The organism is Phytohabitans sp. LZ39, from assembly GCF_059359075.1.
In genome coordinates this window covers 193,142-219,733 of the sequence record NZ_JCADBM010000009.1, presented here as the reverse complement: position 1 = coordinate 219,733, position 26,592 = coordinate 193,142, and the positions used below count along the sequence as shown (strand labels likewise).

The window sequence follows — 26,592 nt, the reverse complement described above, 5'->3', positions numbered from 1 at the left end:
TCTTTGGGCCCTCCCGGCGCGCGATCGCCGGCCTGACTACCGCAGACATGGGAGGATCGGTGGCTCTAGACAAGGAGGACCGGCAGCGTCGCCTGCCCGCGGGTCGCAAGGCCCAGCTGGCGGCGTACGTGGCGGAGACCGGTGAGGTCACGGTCACCGCGCTCGCGGACCGGTTCGGCGTCTCCATCGACACCATCCGGCGCGATCTCGACCAGCTCAGCGCCGACGGCGTCCTGGTCCGCACCTACGGCGGAGCGGTCAGCCAGTCGACCTTCTCCCGCGTCGACCGGGCCGTCGACGTGCGGCTCAACCTGGAAAAGCGGGAGAAGGAGAAGATCGCGGAGCTCGCCGCGGCGCTGGTGGAAAACGGCTCGGTCATCATGATCAACGGCGGCACCACCACCCTCGCCGTCGCCAAGAGCCTGCGCAACCATCGCGACCTCACGGTGGCGACAAACAGCCTGCTCGTGCCCCCGGCGCTGTCTCCCGCGGCCGTCCGCGACGTGTACCTCTTCGGCGGCGCGGTCCGCACCCTCACGCTGGCTACCACCGGCCCCGTCAGCTTCCGGGCGGCCGGCGGCGCCGAGCTCGACATCAGCTGCGACCTGGCGCTGATCGGCGTCGGCGCCGTCTCCGCGGTCGCCGGATACACGACGAGCAACCTCGCCGAGGCGGCGATGATGCAAGAGATGATCTCCCGGGCGGCGCGCGTGGCGATCCTGGCCGACTCGTCCAAGTTCGGCCGGCGGCTCTTCGCCCAGGTGTCCGAGCTGGGGCGTGCCGACTACCTGGTCACCGACTCCACCCCGCCACGCGACCTTCTCGACGCCCTCCGCGAAAACGAGGTCGAGCTGGTGATGCCCGACGACTGAGCCAAGTGTTTTTTGATAGGTCGACGATATGTGCTGGTTCGTAGCATTGGGATCATGCGTGTGTTGGTCGTCGAAGACGAGCCCTACATGGCGGAGGCCATCCGTGACGGTTTGCGCCTGGAAGCGATCGCGGCCGACATCGCCGGCGACGGCGACACAGCTCTGGAGCTGCTGAGCGTCAACGCCTACGACATCGCCGTCCTCGACCGCGACATCCCCGGCCCCTCCGGCGACGAGATCGCCAAAAGCATCGTCGCCTCGGGCACCGGCACGCCGATCCTGATGCTCACCGCCGCCGACCGGCTCGACGACAAGGTGTCCGGGTTCGAGCTCGGCGCCGACGACTACCTCAGCAAGCCGTTCGAACTCCGCGAGCTCGTGCTCAGGCTCAGGGCACTCGACCGCAGGCGCGCGCACAACCGGCCACCGGTGCGGGAGATCGCCGGCCTGCGGCTGGATCCGTTCCGCCGGGAGGTCTACCGGGACGGCCGGTACATCGCGCTCACCCGGAAGCAGTTCGCCGTGCTCGAGGTCCTCGTCGCCGCCGAAGGCGGTGTCATCAGCGCCGAAGAGCTGCTCGAGCGGGCGTGGGACGAAAACGCCGACCCGTTCACCAACGCCGTGCGCATCACGGTCTCGGCACTGCGCAAACGACTCGGTGAGCCCGGGATCATCGCCACCGTGGCCGGCGTCGGCTACCGCATCGACACAGGACCGGCGGGAGGAGACCGTGGATAGGGCACCCGGCCTGAGCGTTCGCCTCAAACTCACGCTCAGCTACGCGGCCTTTCTCATGATCGCGGGTGCGTTGCTGCTCGCCGTGGTGTGGTTCTTCCTGCTGCGTTACGTACCCGAGGTGGTCAACGCGCCGATGCGCATGCCAAGCAAGTCCGACCTGGTGGACGCCTTCGCGCCGAAGGCGGCCGCGGTCATGGTGTTCCTGCTGGTATTCGGCCTCGTCGGCGGATGGATCCTCGCCGGCAGCATGCTGGCGCCCCTGACCCGCATCACGAACGCCACCCGCCTGGCCGCGAACGGGTCACTCTCCCACCGGATCCAGCTGGAAGGCCACCAGGACGAGTTTCGCGAACTCGCCGACGCCTTCGACACGATGCTCGCCCGGATCGAGGCACACGCCGCCGAACAGCAGAGGTTCGCGGCCAACGCCTCCCACGAGCTGCGCACCCCGCTGGCGGTCACGCAGACACTGCTCGACGTGGCCCGCAACGACCCGAGACGCGACAGCGGCGAACTCGTCGAACGCCTCCACTACGTCAACAGCCGAGCGATCGACCTCACGGAGGCGTTGCTCGTGCTCAGCCGCGCCGACCAGCGGTCCTTCGCCCGGGAGCACGTCGACATGTCCCTCATCGCGGAAGAAGCGATCGAAACGCTCCTCCCGCTGGCGGAAAAACGCGGCCTCGCTCTTGAGTCCTCCGGTGCCATCGCCACCACCGTCGGCTCCCACGCGCTCCTGCTCCAGATGACCACGAACCTCGTGCACAACGCGATAATCCACAACCTGCCCGCACATGGCAGCGTGTGGGTCACGACAAGCGTTCGCGCCAACAGTGTGGTGCTCACTGTCGAAAACACCGGCGAGAAGCTCTCCCCGCACCTTGTTTCCACGATTGTCGAGCCGTTTCAGCGCGGCACCGGACGGATACGTGACGGCCACGCGGGCGTCGGTCTCGGCCTGGCGATCGTCAAGAGCATCGTCCAAGCACACGACGGCTTCCTCGCCCTCACCCCCCGCGACGACGGAGGGCTCCGGGTCAAGGTGCGACTGCCCGCCGCACCACCGGCGGATGAAAGCCGACCGTGACCGTGATGATCCGTAACTGCCGCCCGCAGGACGGCCTCGACATCGTGCCCCTGCTGGCACAGCTCGGCTACCCGGCCTCACCGGAGCAGGCCACGCGAAGAGCGCACGAGTGGGCGGCAGACCCCGAACGGCACCTGCTCGTCGCCGACGTCGGTCACACCGTGGCCGGGCTCGCGGCGCTATGTCTCATCCCGCTCATCCACCGGGACCAACCCATCGCCCGGCTCGTCGCACTCGTCGTCGACGATCGGCACCGCGGCACCGGGGTCGGACACGCGCTGCTGGACCGGGCGGAACAGCTTGCCCAACAGTCCGGCTGCGAGGAAATGGAGATCACCAGCAACCGGAGCCGCGACCGGGCCCACCGGTTCTACCGGTCCCACGGATACGACGACTGGTGCGAGCGCTCGGCACGTTTCCGAAAGCAACTGAGCCCGGAGTAGCCCTTGAGCGCATACGCCACCGAGCCGGTGAGCCTGATCGTGCCGGTCGACATCGGGACTGGCCGATTCCGGGTGCATCTGACCGGCCCCCGGTTCGGTATTCGTGAGGTACTGGAGGCGCTCTCGCATCTGTGCCTTCTCGCCGTGGACGAGGCGTCCTTGCTGGAGGATCTCGCGCCTGTCATGCACACCCACGACGTGGTGCTCGCCGACGTCCTCGACGTGCGCGTACCTCCCGCACCCGCGCTGCCTCTCGTCGACCTTCTCCGCTGGGCCGCCGCCAGCCGGACGTCGCCGCGCGCGCTCGCCATCATCGAGATGGCCTTCGCGGACGTCAGCGACGACGAGCTCGCACTCCTCCTCGGCTCATCGGACCTTCCCTGGGTGCGTGACCTCGTGGCGTCGGTGCTGGCCGATCTCGACGGGCGTCAGCCGGCGGCCCGCGGCACGATCGCCGCGCTCGTGCCCGAGCATGTCGCCCGGCTGCTGATCGGCGGCGTGCCTCACGACCGCGCCACGGCCGCCGGATTGCCCCGCGCCTCCGCAAGCCTCGCCAGCTGCACCCAGACGCGTTCGAACGCGTAGCCCTTGGCCGCGAGCCCCATCAGGAAGGTGGAGGTGTCGGTGAGACCGGGCGCGACGGCCGTCTCCAACACGAACGCCCGGTCGTCCTTGTCGACGATGAGATCGGTCCGCGACAAGTCGCGCAGGCCCAGTGCCGCGTGCGCGGTGAGCGCCGCCCGTGCGGCCGCCGCGGCCGCCCTCTCACTCAAGCGGGCGGGGCAGAAGAACTCCGTCGCCCCCGCGGTGTAGTGGGCCGCGTAGTCGTAGATGCCCCTGCGGGGCACGATCTCCACGGCTGGCATCGCGACCGGCCCGTCTCCCAGGTCGACGACGCCGACGGCGACCTCGACGCCGACCACGGCTCGCTCGATGAGTGCGGTGTCGTGGTAGGCGAAACACGCCATCAGCGCCGCCGGGAGCTGATCGGCGACCTTGACGTGGCTGACGCCGAAGGCGGATCCGCCGGCGCGCGGCTTGACGAACAGGGGCAGGCCGAGCCGCTTGAGGATGAGCGAGATCAACGGGGCGGCGCCCAGGTCGTGGAAGGCTTCCCGCGGCAGCGTCACGGATGCCGGCGTGTCGAGTCCCGCCTGGGCCACCAGCGCCTTCGCGAGGGGCTTGTCGAACGCGAGCCGGCAGGCTTCGGCCGACGCCCCGACGTACGGCACGCCGACCAGCTCCAGCACCTCCCGGACGGTGCCGTCCTCGCCCGGGTTGCCGTACAGGACGGGCAGCACCACCGACGGCGGGTCGGCGACAAGGGTCTCCATCAGGTCAGGACCCAGATCGCCGAGCTCGACGTCGACGTCGAGCCGCCGCAGCGCGTCGAAGACCCGCCGCCCCGATTGCAGGGACACCTCCCGCTCGGGGGAGAGCCCTCCGGCGAGCACGAGTACGCGGCCAAGCTCTGACATCGGTCCACTCAACCACAGCTCAGTGGTAGGTGAGCTCGCCGGCCTCGATCGGATCGGCGAGGCGGTTCTCCTCCGGCGCGAGCGGACAGGCCCAGCGGTCGTCGTACGCGCAGCTGGGGTTGTACGCGTAGTTGACGTCGAGCCGCACCCGGCCGCCGGGGAGCGGCACCACGCCCCGCCCGAAGGTGCCCTTCACCGTGTCGGTGAGATAGCGCCCCGCGCCGTACGTCATCGACCCGTACGTGCCGTCCCGGAACGGCAGGAAGAGCCCTCCCCCGTACGCCTCGATCCAGAAGAGCGTCAGCGGGCCCCACGGTGTGATCGCGCGCGCCACCCGCCGGTACCGCACCACGCCGTCCGGCCCGCCAGTGTCGATCTCCAGCGTGCCCTCGGCCGGTTCGAGGGGCACCTCGACGACCGCGGTCGGGTTGTCCGGAAAGTAGCGGAGCCCGGCGAAGCTCGCGCGCTCGTGCGGCGGGATGGGTGACTGTGCGTGTTCGGCGAACAACCGGTCTCGGGCCGCGCGGAATTCGCCCAGGTCGAGCCCGGAGAGGTACATGCGCGCGACCCGCTCGCGCCAGTCCGCCAGATCTAGATCTTCCACGCTCTCGAACCCTAACCGCCCATCCAACGTATTCACGGCGGATGAGGCACTACTTTGCGCCCACGACGCAGCGGCCCTCGCTGCTACCGTTTGTCCGTGACTTCCCGGACACCCCGATGATCCACACGGTCGGGCTGGTGCTGCATCCACAGCGTGACAGCCGCGCGGCCATGTCGACCATCAGCGCCTGGGTGCGGGGCCACCAGGCGACGCTCCTGGGGCTGCCGGAGGAGGTCGCCCGCACCGAGGGTGCCACGGCCGTGCCGCCGGAAAAGCTGGCCGAGGAGTCCGACCTCGTCGTGAGCCTCGGCGGCGACGGCACGATGCTCCGCTCGATGCGCCTGTCCTGCGGCGGCCGCGCGCCCGTGCTGGGTGTCAACCTGGGCCGCCTCGGCTTCCTCGCCGAGATCGACGTGCCCCAGCTCCCCGAGGCGCTCTCCGCGATCGACGACAAGCGGTTCACGGTCGAGGCGCGCTCGGCGGTCCGCTCCCGGTTTCACGACCAGGAGGTGCTCGCCTTCAACGAGGTCGCGCTCGTGCGCCGCCCGGGCGGGCCGATGGCCGCGGTCGAGCTGTTCGTCGAGGGGCACCCTTTCATCCACTACGTGGCCGACGCGCTGATCGTGGCGACCCCGACCGGCTCGACGGCATACAGCTTCTCGGCCGGCGGCCCGATCGTCTCGCCGCGCGCGCAGGGCCTCGTGGTGACGCCGGTCGCGCCGCACTCGGCGTACAACCGGGCGCTCGTGCTCTCGGAGAGCGAAAAGGTGGCGCTGCGCGTGCTGCCGGCCAGCGGCGACCTGGAGGTCGAGTCGGACGGCGCCGTGGTCGGCCGCCTCTGCCCCGGCGACACGGTCGAGGTGGCCGCGGTGCCGGGTGCGGCGAGCGTGGTGCGCCTCGGCCACACCACGTTCTACCAGCGCGCCCAGCGCAAGCTGAGGCTTACCGGCTCGACCGAGGTCGACCGCGCCTGGTAGTTCTTCAGATTTGAAGTAACATGGGGGCATGGCCGAGCCGCTCACCCCCACGGAGATGGCTGGCTGGCGGGCATACATCGAGTCCAGCCAGCGGCTGATGACCCAGCTCGAAGACGATCTGCGCGCCGACAGCGGGCTGACCTTCGCCGACTACCACGTGCTCGTGCTGCTCTCCGAGGCGCCCGACCGGCGCCTGCGGATGGGCGAGCTGGCCAGCCGGCTGGTGTTCTCGCCCAGCCGCTTGACCTACCAGATCGGTTCGATGGAAAAGCGCGGGCTGGTGGCCCGCGAGAGCTGCCCGGAGGACCGCCGCGGCAGCGAGGCCGTGCTGACGGCCGAGGGCCTGCGCACGCTGCGCGAGGCCGCGCCGCACCACCTCCGCTCGGTGCGCGCCCACTTCGTGGACGACCTCGACGAGGCCGAGACCGCCGTCCTCACCCGCGTCTTCACCCGGCTCGGCGAGCGCCTACGCGCCTCGTCCGTGGCCAGCTAAGGAGCACCGCCATGCCCGCCATCACCGTCGACGACGTCCTTGTCCTACCCCGCCTGCCCAAGCTCGACCCGGCCACGACGGAGTACCGCGCCGTCCGCCGCCTCGTCACCGCGCCCAGCGGCTTCGAGGGCGAGGGCTTCCCGGTGCGCCGCGCCTTCGCCGGGGTGCCGCTGACCGAGCTCGACCCCTTCATCCACCTCGACCAGATGGGCGAGGTCGACTACGCGCCCGGCGAGCCGAAGGGCACGCCGTGGCACCCGCACCGCGGCTTCGAGACCGTCACGTACATCATCGACGGCATCTTCGACCACCAGGACTCCAACGGCGGCGGTGGCACGATCACCAACGGCGACACGCAGTGGATGACCGCCGGGGCGGGCATCCTGCACATCGAGGCGCCGCCCGAGCACCTCGTCGTCAGCGGCGGCCTCTTCCACGGCCTCCAGCTGTGGGTCAACCTGCCCAAGGTGAAGAAGATGAGCCCGCCGCGCTACCAGGACATCCGCGGCCGCGAGGCGAGCCTGCTCACCACGCCCGACGGCGGCGCGCTCATCCGGGTCATCGCCGGCGAGATCGACGGCCACCAGGGCCCGGGCACCACGCACACCCCGATCACGATCGCCCACGTCACCCTCCAGCCCGGCGCCGCACTCGACCTACCCTGGCGATCGGACTACAACGCCCTCGTCTACGTGCTGGGCGGCCGCGGCACGGTCGGCACCGACCGCCGCCCGGTCCACACCGGACAGATGGCGGTGCACGGGCCGGGCGAGGCGCTGCGGGTCACCGCCGACGAAAAGCAGGACTCGCACACGCCGGCACTCGACCTGTACATCATGGGCGGCGAGCCGATCCGCGAGCCGGTCGCCCACTACGGCCCGTTCGTGATGAACACCCGCGCGGAGCTGGCGCAGGCGTTCGACGACTACCAGGCGGGCCGGCTGGGGGTCATCCCCGCCAAGCGGGTCCCGCACGCCAGCGACTCGGAGCAGCCACCAACCACGTCCTAGAAGATTCGAGCTACCGCGGCGTCCGTCGTGGTCCATGCCGTTGCTCCCGCGGCCTCACCCGACACCGATCGACCCGTCAAGAGTCGAGCATGCCGGCGCCCCGTCTGCTCACGCGGCATCATCTCGGCGTGGGTTGGCGGAAAGGGCTCCAGAGACCTTTCGGGGTCGGGGTCGCCGCCCGTCGTGTTGCTTCGAGGCATATTTGCCCATGTCCGTGTCAGCGGCGGACCGGATGCTCCCGCGGGCACCGCTCCCGGCCGGCGGCTCGCAGGGCGAGCCGAAACCTCCGGCCGTCCACTGCCAGGTCCGCGGGACAAGCCCCGAAGGCTGTCTTCGCAGCCCCTACCCGGGCCATACTGACGCAGCGTAACCAGCCAAGGGACGAGACTTCGAGATCTGGAAGCTTAGGGTTGCTCGGCTTTCGTAGAAATGCCACGTGGTGCATAACCATGCACCCGTGCGCGCCCCCGAGGCACCTCCACCGCCACCTATAAACCATTTGTCGCTTCTCTTGTCCGCAGCAAGAGACACCTCAAATGGATCTAGAACACTTAGGGTCGAAGGGGCAACCACAAGTGTTCTAGATCTACTCCCAGACGATGCATAAATATCAGCGCGCGAAGCCCGAGCCGTGCCGTATGCCGTCGTCCACCCGCACGGGAAGCAGACCAGCGCCGGCCGCCACGAACCACGAACCCGCAACCATCAGACGGCGGCTGGCGGCCGCGGCGCTGGTCTGCTCGGCTCAGCCTGGACGACGGCATACGGCACCGCTCCCACCGCAACCACCCACCAACAGACCGAACAAGGCCAGGCGGCCCCGGCCGGAGCCCGAGGCCCCCCGCCAGAGGCGCCGAAGTAACCGCGACCACAAACGAAGCCAGAAAGTCGAGGCGCCCTAACTCTCCAAGATCTCGAATCACGCCCACGGCGACGAAACCCCCCGTTGCTTTCCCGGATCCCCGATCCAGCAACAGACATTGTGGACAAACGTCGACCACCGCCTAGCGCGAGCTCAATTTGCGCGAAGGGGTGAGCGCGACCAGCGGCGGACGGGTGAGGCCGCGGGAGCAACGGTCTGGACCACGACGGACGTCGCGGTAGCTCAAAACTCTGTCCAAAAAGAGGGGCTCAGGGGGTCGAAGCCACCCCGACTCCGAAAGCGGCGCTCTAGAGACCTTGGATTCGGGGGTTACACGCGGTCGATGGCGGCGGTCACTCTAGGGAAGCAGAGCAAGGGCATCCCGCGCACTCACCCAGCCGGGCCGCGGGGTCCGGCGCAGCCGTCGGGGTGAGCGCGATCAGAGGGACACGAGGTACATGCCGGCGACGCCGAGCACGACCATCAGCAGCACGGTCAGCAGCAGGCCACGGCCGGCCTCGGCGGGCTGCGCGGCGCGCTCGGTGGTGATGGACTCGGTGGTCACTGTGGCCTCCTGTGGTCTCGCTTGGTCACATTGACGTTATGGCGGCACCCCTACCTGGGTAATCACGGATTCGTGCCGCTGACGAACTGGTTCCTCACCGCGCCGGAACGCGGTAACGACGTATCCGACATACCCGCTTGGACGGAAGGAAACACGGCCGAGCCGTTGATTCATGGCTCGGCCTACTTCGATCGCCTGACCGACGCCGTCGAGCGCATGTCGGAGGGCGACCACCTCTTCTTCACCGACTGGCGGGGTGACCCGGACGAGCGCATGCGACCGGACGGGCCGACCGTCGCCGAGCTCTTCTGCCAGGCGGCGAAGCGCGGTGTCGTGGTCAAAGGGCTCATGTGGCGCTCGCATCTGGACGTGCTCCAGTACAGCGAGGAGGAGAACCGCCACCTCGGCGAGGCCATCGAGGCGGCCGGCGGCGAGGTGCTGCTCGACCAGCGGGTGCGCCGCGGCGGCTCGCACCACCAGAAGCTCGTCGTGCTCCGCCATCCCGGCCGGCCGGAGCACGACGTGGCGTTCGCCGGGGGCATCGACCTGTGCCACAGCCGCCGCGACGACGCCGACCACCGGGGCGACCCGCAGGCGGTGCGCATGTCGTCGCGGTACGGCTCCAACCCGCCCTGGCACGACGTGCAGCTCCAGTTGACGGGGCCGGCGGTCGGCGCGCTGGACACGTCGTTCCGGGAGCGGTGGAACGACCCGACACCGCTCGACTCGCACAGCCCGATCGCCTGGTTTCGCGACAAGGTGGGCGGTGCCGACCTGTCCGCCGGCGAGCTCCCGCCCCAGCCGCCCGACCCGCCACCCACCGGCCCGCACGCGGTGCAGGTGCTGCGCACGTACCCGTCGCTGCGCAACGCGTACGACTTCGCGCCGGGCGGGGAGCGGACCATCGCCCGCGGGTACACCAAGGCGATCAAGCGGGCGCGGCGCCTGATCTACCTGGAGGACCAGTACCTGTGGTCGCGCGAGGTGGCCGACCTCTTCGCGGGCGCGCTGACCGAAAACCCCGACCTCCACCTGATCGCCGTCGTGCCCCGCTATCCCGACGTCGACGGCAAGCTCGCCTGGCCACCCAACCTGATCGGCCGCGCCAAGGCGCTGGATGTCTGCCGCCGCGCGGCCGGCGACCGCGTCCATGTCTTCGACGTGGAAAACCATGCCGGCGGCCCTGTGTACGTGCACGCGAAGGTCTGCGTCGTGGACGACGTGTGGGCGAGCGTGGGCAGCGACAACTTCAACCGTCGCTCGTGGACACACGACAGCGAGCTCTCCTGCGCGGTGCTCGACGACACCCGCGACGACCGCTCCCCCACCGACCCGGCCGGACTGGGCGAGGGGGCCCGGAGGTTCGCCCGCGACCTGCGCCTGCGCTTGATGCGTGAGCACCTCGACCGCGCCACCGACGGCAGCGAGGACGCCGACCTGATCGACCCGGCCGACGCGGTCGCGGCGGTCACCGCGTACGCGCAGGCCCTCGCCGACTGGCACGACGCCGGCGAGGTCGGCCCGCGCCCGCCCGGCCGCCTCGTGCCACACGAGCCCGAGCGCCTGTCCCGCCTGACCAGGCTGTGGGCGGTCCCGGCCTACCGCCTCGTCTACGACCCGGACGGCCGCTCGCTACGCCACCGCCGGTCCGGCACCTGGTAGGCGCCAGTCGCGGGGCACCCAGATGGGCTGGCTCAGGTCGCCGTCGAGTGCCATGGGTGCCTGCCAGGCGGGCACGGCGGGGCGGCCCAGCGCGACCCAGCGGTCGATCAGCCCGCTCGCCGTCTCCGCGAACGCCACCGCGTGCGGGCCGCTGCCCCGCACCGCACCGTCCGGCCAGATCGTGGCGCCGCCGCCGGGGGTCTCGTCGAGCAGCGCGCAGCCGCCGTTGCCCGCGCTGTCGGGCGGCTGGGCGTACGTGGTGCGGCTGTCCCAGACGCCCAGCGCGAACCACATGTCGTGGTAGCGGAACACGTCCAGCGGTGGGTCGAAGCGGGCCGGGCGACTCACCGTCGGCGGGGACAGCGGGCCGCTGCCGAGCGGGTGTGCCCCGGCGTACACGGCGGAGAGCGGGCCGGCCGCGGACATGAAGCCGGCCGGACACACGCCCGCCGCGTGCACCGTGCCGTCGCCGGCCCTGGCCGCGCGGAGCACCGGGTGGTGGCCGGCGTGGCGGACCGGCGCGAGCACGAAGCCGCCGGGCACGAGCTGGTCGAGCCAGAGCGGCGAGACGCCGGCCACGCCGACGGTCACGATCACGCGGTCGTACGGAGCGCCGGCCGCCCAGCCCTCGTAGCCGTCACCGAGCCGCAGGTCCACTGTGGAGGAAATAGTGGCGAGTGCGGCCTCGGCCCGCTCCACCACGTCCGGCTGTACGTCCACAGTGGTCACCCGTGCGCCCGCGGCGGACATGAGGGCGGCGTTGTAGCCGGTGCCCGCGCCCACCTCCAGCACCTGCGTGCCGGGCGACAGGTCGAGCGCCTCGATCATCGCGGCCATCAGCGACGGCTGGCTCGACGAGCTCGTCGCCCGGCCGTCGACGACCTTCGTGACGAGGACGTCGTTGACGTAGACGGCGTCGAGGAACCCGCCGGCGTCCGGCGCGACCCAGGTGCCGTCGCGCCCGTGAAAGCCGCCCGCGACGAAGGCCTCCCTCGGCACGGCGGCGAACGCCTCGGCCACCTCGGGACGCGTGATGGCCCCCTCGCGCACGAGCGCATCGGCGAAGCGCCGGCGCAGCTCAACGGAAGAGGCCATCACACCACCCTAAGCTCAGGACAGGTCGAACTCCGGGTTACCCAGCCCGGTAACCCACTTACGCACCTTCTCCACGTCGCCACCGGAGAACGCGAGGCTGAGCATGAGCAGCAGCCGCGCCTTCTGCGGCAGCAGGTCGTCGCCGGCGATGATCGGCTGGGTCGTGCTGCCGCCGTACACCGAGCCGGAGCCGGTACGCGACGTGCTCACGAAGACCACGCCCTTGGCCGCGGCCGCCGTGCGGGCCGTCCCCTGCGCCGACGACAGGCCGCCCGCCCCGGTGCCGGCGGTGACGATGCCCTTGACGCCGGCGTCCGCGAACGCCGTGATCGCCTCGCCGCCCGCCTGCTGGTAGCTGGTCACCACCTCGACCCGGGGCAGTGCCTCGGGGCCGAGCTTGGTGAGGTTGAAGGGCGTGTACCACTTGCTCTTGTCGTCGCAGTCCTGGACGCGGGCCGGCGCCCGGCCGACCTTGATGTTCGCGCCGTCGATCCAGCCGAGCACGCCGAGTTCGCGGGTCTGGAACGTGTCCATCCGGTACGAGCTGGTCTTCGTCACGTCGCGCGCGGCGTGGAACTCGTCCCCCAGCATGAGCACCGCGCCGTAGCAGTACGTGGCCTGGCTGGCCGCGAGCACGATCGCGTTGTAGAGGTTGGCCGGACCGTCCGCGCCGATCACCTTGGGCCCGTCGGGTGTCACCGCCGCCCACGGGCGCATCGCGCCGGTGAGCACGACCGGCTTCTGGCTGCGCACGGAGAGGTCCAGCCAGTACGCGAACTCCTCCATCGTGTCGGTGCCCGTGGTCACCACCACGCCGTCGGAGGACTTGAGCGCCTTCTCCACGGCGAGCGTGAGGGCGTGGAACTCCGGGATCGTGTAGCCGCCGGAGCCCTTGTTGCCGAACTGCACGGTGCTGACGTCGGCGACCGCCCCGATCTCCGGTTGGAGGTAGCCGACCATGTCCGCGATGGCGATCTGACCGGAGCGGTAGTCCTGGAAGCTGCTGCGGGAGGTCGCGACCCCGGAGATCGTGCCGCCTGTGCCGATGACGGTCACGCGGGGCTTATTCGCGCGGGCCGCCGCGACGGCCTGGGTGTACGCGACGCTCTCGATGTCGGTCAGGGTTTCGACGCCGTCGACCTTGACGGAGGTGGGGTCGCTCTCCGGCGCCGCCGGCTGGCCGAGCGCGGAGACGACGAGGGCCGCGGTGACCGCGGCCGACAAGACGGGAAGGAGCAGGGCGCCGAGGCGCGAAAACGATCTCTTCGGCATGCGGGAGATCGTCTGTGCGGCCCGTTTCAGACCGGTTGCAGCTTGATCAAATATACGGTCACTCGCCCCCAGAGGGCAGCCCTCTTGGGGGGCTACATCAGACCCAAGAGGGCTGCCCTCTGGGGGGCGGCGACGTCAGCCGCTCAGCGGCTGCCACCACGCGTCGACCACGGGCGGCGCGCCGACGTCGACCCGCTCGCCCGGCCGCGGGATGGCCACCGAAACGTCGAACGCCTTCGCCTCCCGCCACAGCCGGTCGACCGGTTCGCTCCAGGAGTGGTACGACAGCACGAACGTCGCCCAGTGCACCGGCAGCAGCAGCCCCGCGCGCAGGTCGACGTGCGCCTTGACCGCGTCCTCCGGCGTCATGTGGATGTCCGGCCACGCCGGGCTGTACGCGCCGATCTGGATCAGGCTCGCGTCGAACGGCCCGTACTTCTCGCCGATCGCCGCGTACCCGTCGAAGTAGCCGGAGTCGCCGGTGTAGAAGACCTTCCGCCCGCCGGCCTCGACCACCCACGAGCCCCACAGCGTGCGGTCGCGGGCGAAGAGCCGCCCGGAGAAGTGCCGCGCGGCGGTCGCCGTGATGCGCAGGCCGGCTGGGCTCGCTCCGCTCGCTGGACGCCCCGGGCGGCCGGCGCCGTCCGGGCTCGTCGCCGCGCTCCTCGGTCCGGATCCCGCCAGCCCCGGGCCGATGTCGACGCCGTCGTCCCAGTCGAGCTCGACGATCCGCTGCCGCGGCACCTTCCAGCGGTCGAGGTGGGCACCCACCCCCAGCGGTACCAGGAACGGCGCCTCCTGCGTGCGGACCAGCTCGCGCACGGTGGGCAGGTCGAGGTGGTCGTAGTGGTCGTGCGAGATGACGATCGCGTCCACCGGCGGCAGCGCGTCGAGCGGCACCGGCGGCGGGTGCAGCCGGCGCGGGCCCGCGAACTGGAATGGCGAGCACCGCTTGCTCCACACCGGGTCGAAGAGCACCCGCCGCCCGTCCAGCTCGACGAGGCTGCTCGCGTGCCCGTACCAGGTGAGGTGCAGGCCCTCGGCGGGCGTCGCACCGGGCGTGACCAGCGGGACCGGCGCGGTGGGCTTGCGCACCTGCTTGCCGAAGATCATCTCCCGCATCGCCGCGCGCATCGCGCCGCGCGGCAGCACGGTGGCCGCCACGGTGTTGTGGAAGCGCCCCTCCCGGTACCGCGGGGAAGCGCCCACCACGGTGGCGTCGGGCTGGCCCCCGAAGGCGGCGGGTCTGATTTTCATCGCCCAACCGTACGACGACCGTGACCGTTTCTTCGTAAGGCCCCGGTAACCCGGGCCTGCGAGAATGTTCCACGTGTATGACTACGACGTGCTCGTGCTGGGCTCCGGCCCCGGCGGGCAGAAGGCCGCGATCGCCGCCGCCAAGCTCGGCCGCCGGGTCGCCGTGATCGAGCGACGTCACATGATGGGCGGAGTGTGCATCAACACCGGCACCATCCCGTCGAAGACGCTGCGTGAGGCGGTGCTCTACCTCACCGGCCTCAACCAGCGGGAGATGTACGGGCAGAGCTACCGCCTCAAGGACGACATCACCGTCGACGACCTCACGGCCCGCACCCAGCACGTGATCGGGCGCGAGACCGACGTCATCCGCAGCCAGCTCGCCCGCAACCGCATCCGCCTGCTGACCGGCACCGGCACGTTCGCCGACCCGCACAGCCTGACGGTGAACGACGGTTCCGGCCGCGAGCAGAAGGTGACCGCCGAAAAGATCGTCATCGCCGCCGGCACCCGCCCGGCCCGGCCGAGCACGGTCGAGTTCGACGACCGCACGATCATCGACTCCGACGGCATCCTCAACCTCGAGCACGTCCCCCAGTCACTCGTCGTGGTCGGCGCCGGCGTGATCGGCATCGAGTACGCGTCGATGTTCGCCGCCCTCGGCTGCAAGGTCACCGTGGTCGAGCGGCGCGACCGCATGCTCGAGTTCTGCGACCTGGAGATCATCGAGGCGCTCAAGTACCACCTGCGCGACCTGGCGGTGACGTTCCGCTTCAGCGAGACGGTCGCCTCGGTCGAGCGCCGGGCAACCGGCGCGCTCGCGGTGCTGGAGAGCGGCAAGCGCATCGCCGCCGACGTGGTCATGTACTCAGCGGGCCGCCAGGGCATGGCCGACCAGCTCAACCTGGAGGCCGCCGGCCTGAGCGCGGACAACCGGGGGCGCATCAAGGTCGACGAGCACTTCCGCACCGCGGTGCCGCACATCTACGCGGTCGGCGACGTGATCGGCTTCCCGGCGCTCGCCTCCACCTCGATGGAGCAGGGCCGCCTGGCCGCCCACCACGCCTGCGACGAGCCGGTGCGCGCGATGCACGAGCTCCAGCCGATCGGCATCTACACGATCCCCGAGATCAGCTTCGTCGGCCGCACGGAAGACGAGCTGACCGAAAAGCGCGTGCCCTTCGAGACCGGCATCTCCCGCTACCGCGAGCTGGCCCGCGGGCAGATCATCGGCGACTCGTACGGCATGCTCAAGCTCCTCGTCTCCCCCGACGACCGCACGCTGCTCGGCGTCCACGTCTTCGGCACCGGCGCCACCGAGATCGTCCACATCGGCCAGGCGGTGATGGGCTGCAAGGGCACGATCGACTACCTCGTCGACACGGTCTTCAACTACCCGACGCTCGCCGAGTCGTACAAGGTCGCCGCCCTCGACGCCATGAACAAGATGCGCAGCATCGACCGCATGCGCGCCTGACCCTCCGCGTCTCACGACCCACCCCCGACGACTGGAACACCAGTGCTGTTTAAGACGGCCGGATAACAGCACTGGTGTTCCAGCCGTGCGCCCGGTCGAAGCGAAAGGCGGTCATGGCGCGATCGCGGCCGGCAGGGGGCGGCGGTGGATGATGTCCAGCCGGGAGACGGCTCTGGTCAGGGCGACGTAGAGCAGGCGCGGCGCCAGGTCGGCCGGCTCGACGAGGACGACGTGGTCGAATTCGAGGCCCTTCACCATGGCGGCCGGCAGCACGGTCACCCGGTCGGAAGGCTCGTCGAGGGCGAACGGCGCGATGACGCCGATCGAGCCCTCGTGCTCCAGTGCCTCGCGCACCGCCTCGGCCGTCGCGGACCGCAGGTCTTCGGCGTGCCGCACGCGCAGGGAGCCATCGCCGCGGACGGCGCGGGTGGGTGGCACGTCGACGTCGAGCGTGGCGAGCAGGCGGTTGGCCACCGCGAGCACCGCGCCGGGCACACGGAAGCCGGCGGTCAGCGCGATCACCTGGGCCTTGGGCTTGCCGAGGTGGGCCAGCTGCTCGGGCCAGCCGCTGGCCGCCCACGGCGTGGTGCCCTGCGCGAGGTCGCCGAGCACGGTGAGCGAGCCGTGCGCGCTGCGGCGGGCCAGCGCGCGGCACTCCATCGGCGACAGGTCCTGTGCCTCGTCGACGACGATGTGCCCGAACGACTCGGGGTGGTCGATCAGCCCGGCCACCTCGTCGATCAGCACGAGGTCGGCGGCGGACCACTTCGTCCTGGGCCGGGTGATCGCCTCTTGCTCACCTGACGTGAGGATGCCGGCGGCGGCCGCGGACGGGTCGCGGAGCAGGGCGGCCACCACGTCCTCGGGGCGCACGGCCGGCCACACGTGGTCGAGAAACTCGCGGACCGGGCGGGAGCGGCCCATCCGCCGCGTCCACGCGGCGCCCGGCGAGTAGCCCCGCGCCTCGGCCTGGCGCTGGAGCAGACCGACCATGCGGGAGCGCAGCCGTTCGCGGGCGATGCCGTAGGGCAGCGACTCCTGCCACACCTCGCCGATCAGGCGGCCGAGCGCGTGCTCGGAGATCCGCCAGCGGGCCGAGTGCTCGGTGACGGTGAGCGGGCCGGCCGGCTCGCCGAGGCGTGCGTACAGGGCGCGGCTGAGCACGGTCGCCATCTTCGGGTCGTGCTTCACGGCCGCCGCCTCGTCGCCGTCGGTGGCGGTGACCGGCCGGCGGGCCAGCACCTGGTCGAGCGTGCTCTGCTCGACGTCGACCTCGCCCAGCGCCGGGAGCACGGCCGAGATGTACTCCAGGAAAGCCGGGTTGGGACCGATGACCAGCACGCCGTCGCGCTTGAGGCGGCGGCGGTGGGCGTAGAGCAGGTACGCGGCGCGGTGCAGGCCGACCGCCGTCTTGCCGGTGCCGGGCGCGCCCTGCACGCACACCGACTCGTCGAGGTCGGCGCGCACCAGGTCGTCCTGGTCGGGCTGGATGGTGGCCACGATGTCGCGCATCGGCCCGACCCGTGGCCGCTCGATCTCCTCGGCCACGATGCGGCTGGCCGAGCTGGCGAGACCCGATTCCAGGTGCTCGTCCTCGAAGCCGGTCAGGGTGCCCCCGCGCCACCCGTACCGGCGGCGGACCGTGACGCCCATCGGGTCGCGCGCGCTGGCCCGGTAGAACGTGCGGGACACCGGGGCGCGCCAGTCGATGACCATCGGCTCGCCCGCCTCGTCGGTGATGTGGCGGCGGCCGATGTAGTAGCACTGTCCACTGTGCTCACCGCCGCCGCGGCCGAAGCGCAGGCGCCCGAAGTACAGCGGGCCGTCCGGCTCCTCGGCGAGCTCCTTGGCGTAGCTCTTCAGCATGCGGCCGAGCGTCTCGGCGGTGTACCGGTCGCCGGCCACCTGCGCACCGGTGGCGACGCGGTGCCGGGCGAGGTCGAGCATGCGGGCCAGCGCGGCGCGGGAGGCGGCCAGGTGCGCCCGCTCCTCATCCATCGTCATACCGATAGCTTAACTCGGTAAAGAATTTGTCCGAGTGTAGTATCGGCCACGTGACCGGCCTCCGCGAGCGCAAGAAGCAGCGCACCCACGACGCGATCTCGTCGGCGGCGATCGCGCTCTTCCTCGACCGGGGCTACGACGCCGTCTCGGTGGCCGACGTGGCCGACGCCGCCGAGGTCTCCAAGCCGACCCTGTTCAAGTACTTTCCGAGCAAGGAAGACCTGGTCCTGCACCGCATCGCCGACCATCAGGGCGAGGCGGCGCGCGTGGTGCGCGGGCGGCGGCCGGGGGAGAGCCCGCTCGCCGCGCTGCGCCGGCACTTCCTCGACGGCCTCGACCGGCGCGACCCGGTCACCGGGCTCAACGACGACGAGCGGGTGCTGGCATACCACCGGCTGGTCTTCTCCACGCCCGGCCTGGCCGCCCGGGTCGCCACCTACACCGAGGCGGAGGAGGCCACGCTGGCCGAGGCGCTCGGCGGCGGCCTCACGGCGCGGGTCGCCGCCGGACAGATCCTCGCCACCCAGCGGATCCTCGCGCGGGACAACTGGCGCCAGCTCATCGAGGGCCGCTCCGCCGCGCGGCTCCACCCGGCGGCCGCGAAGGCGGCCAACGCGGCGTTCGACCTACTGGAGCGAGGCCACCACGACGCCGGTGACCTCGCCGAGGGCTAGCTCCGGCCGGCCCGGCGTGGCCGGCACCCGGCCCCGGATCACCACTTCGTCTCCGTCTTCCAGGAACGAGCGGGTCACCCCGCCCGGCAGCTCCAGCGGCTTGCGGCCGATCTGGCTCAGCTCCATCAGCGAACCGGCCTGGTCCGGCTCCGGGCCGCTGACCGTGCCCGAGGCGAAGAGGTCGCCGGGGCGGATGGAGGCGCCGTTGACGGTCAGGTGGGCGAGCATCTGCGCGGCGGTCCAGTACATCGCCGGGAACGGCGGCCGCGATATGACGGCGCCGTTGAGCTCGATCTCCAGCGCGATGTCCAGCCCCCACGGCGGCAGCGCCGCGTCGTCCAGATAGGACACCAAGGGCACGTCGCGCGGTGGCGGTGCGGTGCGCGCGCTGTCGAAGGCGTCCAGCGGCACCACCCACGGCGACACGGACGTCGCGAACGACTTGCCGAGGAACGGACCGAGCGGCACGTACTCCCAGGCCTGGAGGTCGCGCGCGGACCAGTCGTTGACCAGGCACACGCCGAAGACGTGCTCGGCCGCGTCGGCCAGAGCGACCGGCTCGCCGAGGCGGGTGCCGGCGCCGAGCACGAAGCCCACCTCGGCCTCGATGTCGAGGCGCAGGCTCGGGCCCACCTCGATCTCGCCGCCCACCCGGCGCTGGCCGTGCGGCCGGACGATCGGCGTGCCCGAGACGACCACCGTGCCGGAGCGCCCGTGGTAGCCGATCGGCAGGTGCTTCCAGGCCTCCGGCAGCGAGGGCGAGTCGGGGCGGAGGATGCGACCGATCGCCGAGGCGTGGTGCTCGGAGGCGTAGAAGTCGACGTAGTCGCCGACCTCGAACGGCAGGTGGGTCTGGCCGATCGGCTCCAGCAGCGGCTCGACGACCGGCCTTACTGATTCGTCGGTGAGCCACTCGGTCACCGCGGCTCGGAGGCGTCGCCAGGTCGCGGCCGGCGCGGCGAGCAGCGGGTTGAGCACCGGCCCGGACACCAGTGGCGCCAGGTCAGGGGCCAGCCGCGCGCATGCCGCCGCCAGATCCAGCCCGAGGTCGCCGATCCGCACCACGAGGCGCGGCGAATCTCGGTAGGACACCGCGCCGTACGGCAGGTTGTGCAGACCATAGGGGTGCCCGGCGTCGACGCCGGGCACCCATGTCACCGCGCTCACGAGTCAGACACTAGAGGTTGCCCCGGCGCTGCTGCTCGCGTTCGATGGCTTCGAAGAGCGCCTTGAAGTTGCCCTTGCCGAAGCCGAGCGACCCGTGCCGCTCGATGAACTCGAAGAACACGGTCGGCCGGTCGCCGATCGGCTTCGTGAAGATCTGGAGCAGGTAGCCGTCTTCGTCCCGGTCCACCAGGATCTTCCGCTTCTGGAGCTCCTCGACGGGCACCCGTACCTTGCCGATCCGCGCGCGCAGCTCGGGGTCCTCGTAGTAGGAGTCGGGCGTGTCGAGGAACTCGACGCCGGCCGCCCGCAGCTCGTCCACCGTGCGCAGGATGTCGTTGGTGGCCAGCGCCAGGTGTTGCGCGCCCGGCCCCCGGTAGAACTCGAGGAACTCGTCGATCTGGCTCTTCCGCTTGCCCACGGCCGGCTCGTTGAGCGGAAACTTCACCCGGTGGTTGCCGTTGGCGACCACTTTGGACATCAGCGCCGAGTAGTCGGTGGCGATGTCGTCGCCGATGAACTCGGCCATGTTGGTAAAGCCCATCACCCGGTTGTAGAACGCCACCCACTCGTCCATGTGGCCCAGCTCGACGTTGCCGACCACGTGGTCGAGCGCCTGGAAGAGCCGGCGGCGCTTGGGGAGCGTGGAGGTCCGGGCCACGTACCCGGGCAGGTACGGGCCGTGATAGCGGGAGCGGTCGACGAGCGTGTGCCGGGTGTCGCCGTACGCCGCGATGGCCGCCACCCGCACCGTCCCGTGCTCGTCGGTCAGCTCGTGCGGCTCGTCGAGGATCGTCGCGCCCTGCGCCCGCGCGTGCTTGACGCAAGTGTCCACATCGGGCACTTCGAGCGCGATGTCGCTGACCCCGTCGCCGTGCCGGTCGTGCAGCGCCACGAGTGGGCTCTCCGGGTCGACCGCGCCCTTGAGCACGAACCGCACGGCGCCGCTGCGCAGCACGAACGCGCAGTGGTCGCGGTTGCCCGTCTCCGGGCCGGAGTAGGCGACCAGCTCCATCCCGAAGGCCAGCTGGTAGAAGCGGGCGGCCTGGGTCGCGTTGCCGACCACCCACTCGATCGCGTCCCAGCCGGTCACCGGGAACGGGTCGGACTGCTCGTCGTACTCCACCAGTCCCACGAGTTGCTTGAGCTGCTCGAGGCTCAGATCCGCGAGCCGCTCGTCATCGGTCAGAACGTGTTCGACGGTCATGACCACCATCTGATCGTGCATTTGCTTCCTGTGCAACCGGCGTATCGTGAGCTAGGCAACCTGAGCAATTAGCACAGCGCTTTCCCCATAACGCTAGGCAGATTGGTAAGCTGTGGAACTCGACACTCTCGACGTCGCCCTCCTGCGACTGTTGACCGAAAATCCGCGCATCGGCGTGCTGGAGCTTTCCCGGCTGGCCGGGGTCGCCCGGGCCACCGTCACCGCGCGCATGGAGCGGCTGCGCGTCGCCGGCGTCGTCACCGGGTACGGGCCGCAGGTGGACCTCGCCGCCGCCGGCTACCCGGTGCAGGCGTTTGTGACGCTGGAGATCGCGCAGGGGCGGCTCGACGAGGTGACCGATCACCTGGCGGCGCTCCCCGGCGTGCTGGAGGCGTACGCGACCACCGGCCCCGGCGACGTGCTCTGCCGGGTCGCCGCCCGCTCCAACGACGATCTCCAGCGGATCCTGCTCGAGCTCGATCGCTTCGCCGGCATCCGCCGTTCTACAAGTGTGGTGGTGCTCTCGACGGTGGTCGCCCACCGCACGCTGCCGCTGCTCACGCACGGTCAGCGGCGGGGCGCACAGCACGCGCCGTCGTACAAGAATCCGGGCTGATTTTCTGTAATCCGGGTTCTGCCCGCCGGTCTCCACATACGGAAGGGTCGGCAACGGCACGTGAGGAGGCAGGCGGATGTCCCGTACCGGTCGGGCCACACCGGACGCCACGCTGGTCAGCGCGGCACAGCAGGGCGGCGCGCACGCGCTCGACGCGCTGGTCGCCGCCTCGCTCCCGCTGGTGTACAACATCGTCGGCCGCGCGCTGCGCGGCCACGCGGACGTCGACGACGTCGTGCAGGAGACGCTGGTGCGGGTGGTCCGCCACCTGCCCGACCTGCGCGACCCGAGCGCCTACCGCCCGTGGCTGGTGGCGATCGCGATCCGCCAGGTGCGCGACTGGGAGCTGCACCGGCGCACGGCACCCGCCCGGCCGGTGGGCGTCGAGGCGATGCAGGAGGTGCCCGACCCCGGCCCCGACTTCGCCGACCTGACCATCGCGAGGCTCGGCCTCACCGACCAGCGGCGCGAGGTGGCCGAGGCGACCCGCTGGCTGGACGCCGACGACCAGGAGCTGATCGCGCTCTGGTGGCTGGAGGAGGCGGGCGAGCTGGAGCGCTCCGACCTCGCCGGCGCGCTCGGCCTCTCCCCCAACCACGCGGGCGTGCGCATCCACCGCATGAAGGAGCAGATCCAGACCGCCCGCACCGTCGTGCGCGCGCTCCGCGCCCAGCCCGGCTGCGCGGCGCTGCGGGCGGTGGCCACCTCGTGGAACGGCGTGCCCGACTCGCTCTGGCGCAAGCGGCTGGCCCGCCACGTGCGCGAGTGCGGGGTGTGCGCGCGCACGACCGGCGACCTGGTGCCGATCGACCGCCTGCTCGCCGGCATCTCCATGCTCCCGGTGCCGGCCGCGCTGGCCGGCAAGCTGGCCGGGCCCACCGCACACACCGCGTTGGCCGCCAAGGCCGGAGCGGGTGTGGCGGCGAAGGCGGGCGCGGCGGCGGCCGGCACCAGCGGCCTCGCCGTGCCGATCACCGCCGCGGCGACCGTCGTGGTCCTGGTGACGGCGACCCTCATCGGGGTGAGGCTCAACCGCTCCCCCGCGCCCGAGCCGGCGGCGAATCCGTTACCGGCGGCGGTGGTCACGCCTACCGTAGGTCCCAGCCCCTCGGCCAGCCCATCGCCGTCGCCGGCACCTCGCGCGACCACCAAGGCGCCCGCCGCTCCGCCCACCACAAGGCCTCCGTCGCCGAAGAAGGGCGTCGCGGTCTGGAACTTCGACGGCGTCAGCCAGGCACTCGCCGCCTCCAAGGCGAGCTGGTACTACACGTGGAGCCCACGCCACGACGGCGTCACCACCCCGCGCGGCGCGCAGTTCGTGCCGATGATCTGGGGTGCCAAGGACGTCGACGACTCCGCGCTCGCCGCGGCCAAGGCGGCCGGCCCGTACCTGCTGGGCTTCAACGAGCCGGACATGGCCGGCCAGGCCAACATGAGCGTCGAGCAGGCCCTCGACCTGTGGCCGAAGCTGATGGCCACGGGCAGCAAGCTGGGCAGCCCGTCGGTAGCCTTCGGCGGCGCCGACAAGGGCGGCTGGCTCGACCGCTTCATGACCGGCGCCAAGTCCCGCGGCCACCGGGTCGACTTCGTGACGCTCCACTGGTATGGCGGCGACTTCACCACCGCGAACGCGGTCGACCAGCTCCGCCGCTACCTGCAAGCGGTATACGACAGGTACGAGAAGCCGATCTGGCTGACCGAGTTCGCGCTGATCGACTTCTCCGGCGGCGGTGCCCGCTTCCCCACGCAGGCGCAGCAGGCGGCCTTCGTGACCGCGGCGGCCAAGATGCTCGGCGGCCTGCCATTCCTTCAGCGCTACGCCTGGTTCGGCCTACCCGCGACCGACAAGGACAAGTCCGGCCTCTTCCGCACCGCCACCCAGCCGACGGAGGTAGGCCGCGCCTTCGTAGCCGCCCGCTAGCGCCCCCGCCGCAGCTAGATCCAAAACAGACTTCGAGCTACCGCGACGCCCGTCGTGGTCCAGACCGCTGCTCCCGCGGCCTCACCCGTCCGCCGCTGGTCACGCTCCCCCTGCGTCCCGGGCCGAGGCGAAGGGCGTCGCCGCGGCGAGTGGGCAACGTCCCCGACATTGCCCGTCCCCCTTGCCGCCTTTCCTCGATGATCGTTCGCCCGATACCCGCACTCTTCCCGGCGTGTCGTGTGGTTTCCGGGCGAACGATCATTGCGCCGTCCACATGCCGAGCCACATCCCCCAAACAGTGGGAAGGCGGGCCTCGGGATGCCGGCGGTGGCCCGAGGGCTTGTCCCGCGGACCCGGCAGCGGACGGCCGGGGAACTCGGCTCGCCCCGCGAGCCGCCGGCCGGGAGCGGTGCCCGCGGGAGCATACGGTCCGCAGGTGACGCGGAGGTGGGAAATTTCTGCCTCGAAACAACGCCATGACGGACGGCGACCCTGCCCGAAAGCTCGCTAGTCGGTCTCGTCGGGGTATTGGAAGACGTCGTCGAGCGAGACCTTGAAGACGCGGGCGATGCGGAAGGCCATCTCCAGCGACGGCGAGTAGCGCCCCTGCTCGATCGCGATGACGGTCTGGCGGGTCACGCCGATGCGATCGGCGAGGTCCGCCTGGGTCATCTCGCCGGCGGCGAAGCGCAGGGCGCGGATCGAGTTGGTGACCCGGGTGGGCTTGACCATGTCAGAAGCCTCGCCGATACGCCACGATCTTCGCGGCCGCCGAGCCGAGCGCGGCCAGGCAGAATGACAGGTAGAGCGCGTTGGCGATCCAGAAGTAGTCGACCTCGGCCATAGCCAGCACCAGCGGCCCGAGCGCGGCGAGGCTCATGACGTGAAAGCCGACGTACTCGCCGATGCGGTGGATCTGCCGGTCGCGCTCGTCCTTGCGGTCGATCTCCTCTTTACGGGAGAACATGGCGGCGACGATGTTGGCCACGATGCCGAGCACCATGGCGGCGACGACCGCGGTGATCAGTGGCCGGATGTAGGCGACGTCGGCGGCATCGGTGCCGTCGAGCCGCCGCAGCATCACGACCGCGTAGACCGCGGGCACGACGACCGCGATCGTGGCGTAGATCCAGGACCGCTTCTCCTCGATGGACATGCACACGAAGGTAAAGCTAGCCAGACATCATGTCAAGTATCTTTGACTCAACCACTCCGGCCGGGTCTGGGGTGCGGGCCCACGCCCGGTGGGCCCGCACCGGTCACCAGCTGTGCAGGGTGCCGTCTTCGAGGCGGTTGACCGGCAGGGCCGCCGGCTTGTACGGGTATCGCGCCGCCAGATCCTCGTCGATCTCCACGCCGAGGCCGGGCTCCTCGGACGGGTGTAGGTAGCCGTCGTCGAAACGGTACGTGTGCGGGAAGACCTCGTCGGTCGCGTCCGCGTGCGGCATGTACTCCTGGAGCCCGAAGTTGGGGATGCTGATGTCGAGGTGCAGCGCCGCGGCGAGGCACACCGGCGACAGGTCGGTGGCGCCGTGCGAGCCGCTGCGCACGTGGTAGAGCGCGGCGAAGTCGAAGATGCGCCGCAGGTGGGTGATGCCGCCGGCGTGCACCACGGTCGCCCGCACGTAGTCGACGAGCTGCTCGCTCACCAGCTGCTGGCAGTCCCAGATGCTGTTGAAGACCTCGCCCACCGCGATCGGCGTCGTGGTGTGCCGCCGGATCAGCCGGAACCCCTCCTGGAGCTCGGCCGGCACCGGATCCTCCATCCAGGTCAGCGCGTACGGCTCGAGGCTCTTGCCCAGCCGCGCCGCCTCGATCGGCGTGAGCCGGTGGTGCACGTCGTGCAGCAGCTTGAGGTGCGGCCCGAACTCTTCCCGCACCCGCGCGAACACGCTCGGCACGTGGTCGAGGTAGCGCTCGGTGGACCAGACCGCCTCGCTGGGCACGGCGGCGCCGGCCGGCTCGTACACGCCGGGGCCGACGTGCACACCGTACACACCGGACAGTCCGGGGATGCCGGTCTGCACGCGCACCGCCTTGTAGCCCTGCTTCACGAAGTCGGCCACCCGGTCGAGCACACTGTCCACTGTGTCCGCGCTGGCGTGCCCGTACACGGTGACACCCTCGCGTGACCGCCCACCCAGCAGCTGGTAGACCGGAAGCCCGGCCACCTTGCCCTTGATGTCCCACAAGGCCGTGTCGACCGCGGCGATCGCGCTCATCGTGACCGGCCCGCGCCGCCAGTACGCGCCCTTGTAGAGGTACTGCCAGGTGTCCTCGATCCTGGCCGGATCGCGCCCGATCAGCAGGGGCACCACGTGCTCCCGCAGGTAACTCGCGACGGCGAGCTCGCGCCCGTTGAGCGTGCCGTCGCCGATGCCCGTCACGCCCTCGTCGGTGACCAACTTGAGCGTGACGAAGTTGCGGCCGGGGCAGCTCACGATCACCCGGGCGTCCACGATCCTCACTCGACGTCCTCCCTCGACCGCGCCCGGCGACCTTCCGGAACTATTCCGGAAGAAACGTAGCGGCGCGCCGCCCAGATAGTCAAGCCACTCGATCGGTCCGCCAGGCCGCTTGACGCAACCATCTGATTGCTATAGCTTGGATGGCAATCAGATGGTTGCTATAAGGAGGACAAGATGCTCGCCCTTTCCGCGATGGTGATGGCCGACAACGCGACCCGGCACCACGTGCACTCCGCCCGCCCGAAGGCCCGCACGCAGCCCGAGCGGCCACCGCGCCGACGCCGCACGACGATGCGCGAGCTCACCGCGACAGCCCTGCACCGCCTCGCCCACCGGCTCGAGCCGCACGGTGTCAGCCCCGAAGCGACAACCAGCTAGATCCCTGCCCCGCCGGCCTCACTGGCCACCGTCTGTGACGCAGCGTCGGCAGGCTCGGCTGAGAACTTCGAGATCTAGGAGAGTTTGGGTTGGTATGGCGCCCTAACTCTCTCCTAGATCTCGAATCTTGGGCCACGCGGACGGCGCCGGCGGTTACTCAGGGCGACGAAGCCCTGTGCGCGGTCTCGCCGCCTGGTCGGCAACAGGCATTGTGGACAAACACTCTGCACCGCGGGCTGTGCATCCGCCGGAGGCAAAGGGGCGACCG

The 26,592-nt window shown here is 70.8% G+C and carries 26 protein-coding genes; 14 read left to right on the top strand and 12 right to left on the bottom strand.

Annotated features, from left to right (window positions below; translation table 11 throughout):
- Positions 1 to 59: 59 nt before the first annotated feature.
- From AC5L36_RS19525 to AC5L36_RS19505, 5 genes are read left to right on the top strand one after another with little or no spacing between them, the layout of a single operon-like run.
- Positions 60 to 872, top strand: a complete 813-nt coding sequence (locus tag AC5L36_RS19525) for a DeoR/GlpR family DNA-binding transcription regulator (RefSeq protein ID WP_441218078.1) — start codon at positions 60 to 62, stop codon at positions 870 to 872.
- 54 nt (positions 873 to 926) lie between these two features.
- Positions 927 to 1,610 carry a response regulator transcription factor gene (locus AC5L36_RS19520; protein WP_441218076.1) on the top strand — a complete coding sequence of 228 codons (684 nt, stop codon included), beginning with the start codon at positions 927 to 929 and terminating at the stop codon, positions 1,608 to 1,610.
- Positions 1,603 to 2,697, top strand: a complete 1,095-nt coding sequence (locus AC5L36_RS19515) for a sensor histidine kinase (protein ID WP_441218074.1) — start codon at positions 1,603 to 1,605, stop codon at positions 2,695 to 2,697. Before AC5L36_RS19520 ends, AC5L36_RS19515 begins: the two co-directional genes overlap by 8 nt.
- A 5-nt stretch (positions 2,698 to 2,702) precedes the next feature.
- Positions 2,703 to 3,140, top strand: a complete 438-nt coding sequence (locus AC5L36_RS19510) for a GNAT family N-acetyltransferase (RefSeq protein ID WP_441218240.1) — start codon at positions 2,703 to 2,705, stop codon at positions 3,138 to 3,140.
- A 27-nt stretch (positions 3,141 to 3,167) separates the two neighbouring features.
- Positions 3,168 to 3,725 (top strand): hypothetical protein, encoded by a 558-nt coding sequence (locus AC5L36_RS19505; protein ID WP_441218072.1) that lies wholly within the window; start codon positions 3,168 to 3,170, stop codon positions 3,723 to 3,725.
- Here AC5L36_RS19505 and AC5L36_RS19500 read toward each other — a convergent pair.
- Positions 3,644 to 4,618 (bottom strand): D-alanine--D-alanine ligase family protein, encoded by a 975-nt coding sequence (locus tag AC5L36_RS19500; protein ID WP_441218070.1) that lies wholly within the window; start codon positions 4,616 to 4,618, stop codon positions 3,644 to 3,646. The two genes, AC5L36_RS19505 and AC5L36_RS19500, sit on opposite strands and share 82 nt — an antisense overlap.
- A 19-nt stretch (positions 4,619 to 4,637) precedes the next feature.
- Positions 4,638 to 5,222 (bottom strand): DUF1684 domain-containing protein, encoded by a 585-nt coding sequence (locus AC5L36_RS19495; protein WP_441218068.1) that lies wholly within the window; start codon positions 5,220 to 5,222, stop codon positions 4,638 to 4,640.
- 41 nt (positions 5,223 to 5,263) lie between these two features.
- Between AC5L36_RS19495 and AC5L36_RS19490 the strand changes: the two genes are divergently transcribed.
- From AC5L36_RS19490 to AC5L36_RS19480, 3 genes are read left to right on the top strand one after another with little or no spacing between them, the layout of a single operon-like run.
- Complete coding sequence (locus AC5L36_RS19490; protein WP_441218066.1) at positions 5,264 to 6,199, top strand: NAD(+)/NADH kinase; 936 nt, start codon at positions 5,264 to 5,266, stop codon at positions 6,197 to 6,199.
- A 28-nt stretch (positions 6,200 to 6,227) separates the two neighbouring features.
- Positions 6,228 to 6,692: a MarR family winged helix-turn-helix transcriptional regulator gene (locus AC5L36_RS19485; protein WP_441218064.1), complete on the top strand. Its 465-nt coding sequence runs from the start codon at positions 6,228 to 6,230 to the stop codon at positions 6,690 to 6,692.
- A gap of 11 nt (positions 6,693 to 6,703) precedes the next feature.
- Positions 6,704 to 7,702 carry a pirin family protein gene (locus tag AC5L36_RS19480; RefSeq protein WP_441218062.1) on the top strand — a complete coding sequence of 333 codons (999 nt, stop codon included), beginning with the start codon at positions 6,704 to 6,706 and terminating at the stop codon, positions 7,700 to 7,702.
- A 1,301-nt stretch (positions 7,703 to 9,003) separates the two neighbouring features.
- Here the strand turns inward: AC5L36_RS19480 and AC5L36_RS19475 are convergent.
- Positions 9,004 to 9,129 carry a hypothetical protein gene (locus AC5L36_RS19475; protein WP_441218060.1) on the bottom strand — a complete coding sequence of 42 codons (126 nt, stop codon included), beginning with the start codon at positions 9,127 to 9,129 and terminating at the stop codon, positions 9,004 to 9,006.
- Between the two features lie 72 nt (positions 9,130 to 9,201).
- On the opposite strand from AC5L36_RS19475, the gene AC5L36_RS19470 reads away from it, so the two are divergent.
- Complete coding sequence (locus AC5L36_RS19470) at positions 9,202 to 10,791, top strand: phospholipase D family protein (RefSeq protein ID WP_441218059.1); 1,590 nt, start codon at positions 9,202 to 9,204, stop codon at positions 10,789 to 10,791.
- Here the strand turns inward: AC5L36_RS19470 and AC5L36_RS19465 are convergent.
- The 3 genes from AC5L36_RS19465 to AC5L36_RS19455 form a co-directional block, all read right to left on the bottom strand.
- Positions 10,762 to 11,886, bottom strand: coding sequence for a protein-L-isoaspartate O-methyltransferase family protein (locus AC5L36_RS19465; protein ID WP_441218057.1), 1,125 nt, complete (start codon positions 11,884 to 11,886; stop codon positions 10,762 to 10,764). The two genes, AC5L36_RS19470 and AC5L36_RS19465, sit on opposite strands and share 30 nt — an antisense overlap.
- 15 nt (positions 11,887 to 11,901) lie before the next feature.
- Complete coding sequence (locus AC5L36_RS19460) at positions 11,902 to 13,158, bottom strand: asparaginase (RefSeq protein WP_441218055.1); 1,257 nt, start codon at positions 13,156 to 13,158, stop codon at positions 11,902 to 11,904.
- 135 nt (positions 13,159 to 13,293) lie between these two features.
- Positions 13,294 to 14,415: an MBL fold metallo-hydrolase gene (locus AC5L36_RS19455; RefSeq protein ID WP_441218053.1), complete on the bottom strand. Its 1,122-nt coding sequence runs from the start codon at positions 14,413 to 14,415 to the stop codon at positions 13,294 to 13,296.
- 73 nt (positions 14,416 to 14,488) lie between these two features.
- On the opposite strand from AC5L36_RS19455, the gene sthA reads away from it, so the two are divergent.
- Positions 14,489 to 15,892 carry a Si-specific NAD(P)(+) transhydrogenase gene (gene sthA, locus AC5L36_RS19450; protein ID WP_441218051.1) on the top strand — a complete coding sequence of 468 codons (1,404 nt, stop codon included), beginning with the start codon at positions 14,489 to 14,491 and terminating at the stop codon, positions 15,890 to 15,892.
- Positions 15,893 to 16,003: 111 nt separating this feature from the next.
- Here sthA and AC5L36_RS19445 read toward each other — a convergent pair whose 3' ends face one another.
- The gene (locus AC5L36_RS19445; RefSeq protein WP_441218049.1) at positions 16,004 to 17,896 is read right to left on the bottom strand and encodes a HelD family protein; all 1,893 of its coding nucleotides are present in this window, start codon (positions 17,894 to 17,896) and stop codon (positions 16,004 to 16,006) included.
- Positions 17,897 to 17,946: 50 nt separating this feature from the next.
- Here AC5L36_RS19445 and AC5L36_RS19440 point away from each other — a divergent pair, with 50 nt between their 5' ends.
- Positions 17,947 to 18,570, top strand: coding sequence for a TetR/AcrR family transcriptional regulator (locus AC5L36_RS19440; RefSeq protein WP_441218047.1), 624 nt, complete (start codon positions 17,947 to 17,949; stop codon positions 18,568 to 18,570).
- Here the strand turns inward: AC5L36_RS19440 and AC5L36_RS19435 are convergent.
- On the bottom strand, positions 18,523 to 19,728 hold the full coding sequence (locus AC5L36_RS19435) for a fumarylacetoacetate hydrolase family protein (RefSeq protein ID WP_441218238.1): 1,206 nt from the start codon (positions 19,726 to 19,728) through the stop codon (positions 18,523 to 18,525). The genes AC5L36_RS19440 and AC5L36_RS19435 overlap by 48 nt on opposite strands.
- Before the next feature lie 19 nt (positions 19,729 to 19,747).
- Positions 19,748 to 20,941 carry a 4-hydroxyphenylpyruvate dioxygenase gene (gene hppD, locus AC5L36_RS19430; RefSeq protein WP_441218045.1) on the bottom strand — a complete coding sequence of 398 codons (1,194 nt, stop codon included), beginning with the start codon at positions 20,939 to 20,941 and terminating at the stop codon, positions 19,748 to 19,750.
- 112 nt (positions 20,942 to 21,053) lie between these two features.
- Between hppD and AC5L36_RS19425 the strand changes: the two genes are divergently transcribed.
- Positions 21,054 to 21,557, top strand: coding sequence for an Lrp/AsnC family transcriptional regulator (locus AC5L36_RS19425; RefSeq protein ID WP_441218044.1), 504 nt, complete (start codon positions 21,054 to 21,056; stop codon positions 21,555 to 21,557).
- A gap of 76 nt (positions 21,558 to 21,633) precedes the next feature.
- Positions 21,634 to 23,478, top strand: a complete 1,845-nt coding sequence (locus AC5L36_RS19420) for a sigma-70 family RNA polymerase sigma factor (RefSeq protein WP_441218042.1) — start codon at positions 21,634 to 21,636, stop codon at positions 23,476 to 23,478.
- A 507-nt stretch (positions 23,479 to 23,985) separates the two neighbouring features.
- On the opposite strand, the gene AC5L36_RS19415 is transcribed toward AC5L36_RS19420, so the two are convergent.
- The 3 genes from AC5L36_RS19415 to manD all read right to left on the bottom strand — a co-directional run bounded on the left by AC5L36_RS19415 (position 23,986) and on the right by manD (position 25,946).
- The gene (locus AC5L36_RS19415; protein WP_441218040.1) at positions 23,986 to 24,210 is read right to left on the bottom strand and encodes a helix-turn-helix transcriptional regulator; all 225 of its coding nucleotides are present in this window, start codon (positions 24,208 to 24,210) and stop codon (positions 23,986 to 23,988) included.
- A 1-nt stretch (position 24,211) separates the two neighbouring features.
- Positions 24,212 to 24,634, bottom strand: coding sequence for a hypothetical protein (locus AC5L36_RS19410; protein ID WP_441218038.1), 423 nt, complete (start codon positions 24,632 to 24,634; stop codon positions 24,212 to 24,214).
- A gap of 103 nt (positions 24,635 to 24,737) precedes the next feature.
- Positions 24,738 to 25,946 carry a D-mannonate dehydratase ManD gene (manD, locus tag AC5L36_RS19405; protein WP_441218036.1) on the bottom strand — a complete coding sequence of 403 codons (1,209 nt, stop codon included), beginning with the start codon at positions 25,944 to 25,946 and terminating at the stop codon, positions 24,738 to 24,740.
- A gap of 174 nt (positions 25,947 to 26,120) precedes the next feature.
- Here manD and AC5L36_RS19400 point away from each other — a divergent pair, with 174 nt between their 5' ends.
- Positions 26,121 to 26,324 (top strand): hypothetical protein, encoded by a 204-nt coding sequence (locus tag AC5L36_RS19400; protein ID WP_441218034.1) that lies wholly within the window; start codon positions 26,121 to 26,123, stop codon positions 26,322 to 26,324.
- Positions 26,325 to 26,592 lie beyond the last annotated feature (268 nt).